This is a genomic window from Streptomyces sp. ADI96-02, from assembly GCF_003846185.1.
GTDB lineage: Bacteria > Actinomycetota > Actinomycetes > Streptomycetales > Streptomycetaceae > Streptomyces.
The window spans coordinates 3,195,202-3,195,913 of the sequence record NZ_ML123034.1; the positions used below are offsets into that span (position 1 = coordinate 3,195,202).

At 68.7% G+C, this 712-nt stretch carries 1 protein-coding gene; it reads right to left on the minus strand.

The window, feature by feature from the left end:
- Nucleotides 1–712 (minus strand): RHS repeat domain-containing protein (locus EES43_RS13925; protein ID WP_164493173.1); only part of this gene is annotated, 712 nt, incomplete at both ends.

Here is a 712-nt window from a genome sequence, read left to right on the forward strand (position 1 = left end):
AGGCCGACGTCGTTGTAGGTGTAGGCGCTGCCCGCGCCGTTGCCCCGGTCGATGGCCGCCAGACGCCCCGAAGCGTCATGCCGGTAGGACACCTTCGCGAGTTCCTTCTCGCCGCGCGACTGCACAGCCTGCGTCATCCGCCCGGACTTCGCGTCGTACGTGTAGCGGGTGACCGCGCCGGTGTGATCGGTCACCGAAGCGACCTGCCCGTCATCCGTGTAGGTGTAGGCGGTCTTCTTCCCGCCAGGGTCCGTCCGCTCGCGGGCCGTGCCGTCCGGGTTCAACGCGTAGGTGATCTTCGAACCGGCCTCGTCGCCGTCGATCCACCGTGCCGACACACCACCCGTGACCGGGTCGTACGACGTCCGCACATGCTCCTGCTTCGTGTCCGGGTCGTCCTTCGGCGAGGTCCACGCCTCCACCGTCCGCCCGGCCCGGTCCGTGCGCTGGTGGGCAACGGAACCGTCCGGCAGTGTCACCGACTCCACCAGCCCGTTCACCCGGTTGTAGGACGTGGTCGACGTCCCCCCGCCACCCGGCAGCGAGACCTGCGCCGTCCGGCCGGCGGCGTCGAGCTTCGTCTTCCAACCCTCGACGGATTCGTCGCCCTTGCTGAGCCTCTTGTGCGTCTTGTTCCCGAACGCGTCCAGGGTGTATTTCGCCTGCGTGCCTTCGGCCGTGCCGGGCTGCTTCGGCGTCAGGGTGTCGATTT